The organism is Halopseudomonas sp., from assembly GCF_038130085.1.
In the GTDB taxonomy this organism is placed as follows: domain Bacteria; phylum Pseudomonadota; class Gammaproteobacteria; order Pseudomonadales; family Pseudomonadaceae; genus Halopseudomonas.
Genome location: NZ_JAYPMU010000053.1, coordinates 1 through 1,600, shown reverse-complemented (window position 1 = coordinate 1,600; position 1,600 = coordinate 1). Strand labels below are relative to the sequence as shown.

Here is a 1,600-nt window from a genome sequence, read left to right as displayed (position 1 = left end):
GACAACTCCGGTGTTGACCTGGCCAACGTCAAGATGTCGATGAACCCCTTCTGCGAAATCGCCGTAGAAGAAGCAGTCCGCCTGAAAGAAAAAGGCGTTGCTACCGAGATCGTCGCTGTCACTGTCGGCCCGACCGCCGCTCAGGAACAACTGCGTACCGCGCTGGCACTGGGTGCTGACCGCGCTGTTCTGGTTGAGTCCGCAGACGAGCTGAACTCGCTGGCTATCGCCAAGGCGCTGAAAGCCGTTGTCGATAAAGAGCAGCCGCAGCTGGTCATCCTCGGCAAGCAGGCTATCGATTCCGACAACAACCAGACTGGCCAGATGCTGGCTGCGCTGTCCGGCTACGCTCAGGGCACCTTCGCCTCTGAAGTGGCTGTTGAAGGCGACAGCGTCAAGGTCACCCGCGAAATCGACGGCGGTCTGCAGACCGTTGCGCTGAAGCTGCCGGCCATTGTTACCACCGACCTGCGTCTGAACGAGCCGCGCTACGCTTCGCTGCCGAACATCATGAAGGCCAAGAAGAAGCCGCTGGAAGTCGTCAAGCCGGAAGATCTGGGCGTGAGCACTGCATCGACCGTGACCACCCTGAAGGTTGAAGCCCCGGCTGCCCGCAGCGCTGGCATCAAGGTCAAGAGCGTTGACGAGCTGGTCGACAAACTGAAGAACGAAGCCAAGGTGATCTGAACATGAGCATTCTGGTTATTGCTGAACACAACAACGCCGAGCTGAACGCAGCTACCCTGAACACCGTTGCTGCCGCTCAGGCCATCGGTGGCGACATCGACGTACTGGTAGCTGGCGCAGGCTGTGCTGCCGTTGCCGACGCCGCTGCCAAGGTTGCCGGTGTAAGCAAGGTCCTGCTGGCTGACAACGCTGCCTACGCGAACCTGCTGCCGGAAAACGTTTCCCTGCTGATCGCTGAGCTGGGCAAGGGCTACAGCCACATCCTGGCTCCGGCCAGCACCAACGGCAAAAACTACCTGCCGCGCGTTGCTGCGCTGCTGGACGTTGATCAGATCTCCGAGATCATTGCTGTTGAGAGCGCTGACACCTTCAAGCGTCCGATCTACGCTGGCAACGCGATTGCCACTGTTCAATCCAGCGCTGCGATCAAGGTCATCACCGTTCGCTCCACTGGTTTCGACGCCGTTGCTGCCGAAGGCGGCAGTGCTGCAGTTGAAGCGGTTGCTTCTGCTCACGACGCTGGCACCTCCAGCTTTGTTGGCGAAGAGCTGGCCAAGTCCGACCGTCCGGAACTGGCAGGCGCCAAGATCGTCATCTCCGGTGGTCGCGGCATGCAGAACGGCGACAACTTCGAAATGCTGTACAAGGTCGCTGACAAGCTGGGCGCTGCTGTGGGTGCTTCGCGCGCCGCGGTTGACGCTGGCTTCGTACCGAACGACATGCAGGTTGGTCAGACCGGTAAGATCGTTGCGCCGCAGCTGTACGTTGCGGTCGGCATCTCCGGTGCGATCCAGCACCTGGCCGGTATGAAAGACTCCAAGGTGATCGTTGCGATCAACAAGGACGAAGAAGCGCCGATCTTCCAGGTTGCCGATTACGGCCTGGTTGCCGACCTGTTCGAGGCGGTACCGGA

2 protein-coding genes are annotated in these 1,600 nt (G+C 60.2%); both read left to right on the top strand.

What is annotated here, in order from left to right; all coding sequences use genetic code 11:
* The coding region (locus AAFM31_RS17690) for an electron transfer flavoprotein subunit beta/FixA family protein (RefSeq protein WP_341709172.1) at positions 1 to 687 on the top strand (687 nt) is incomplete at its 5' end.
* A 2-nt stretch (positions 688 to 689) separates the two neighbouring features.
* A partial coding sequence (locus tag AAFM31_RS17685; protein ID WP_341709171.1) for an FAD-binding protein occupies positions 690 to 1,600 on the top strand: 911 nt, incomplete at its 3' end.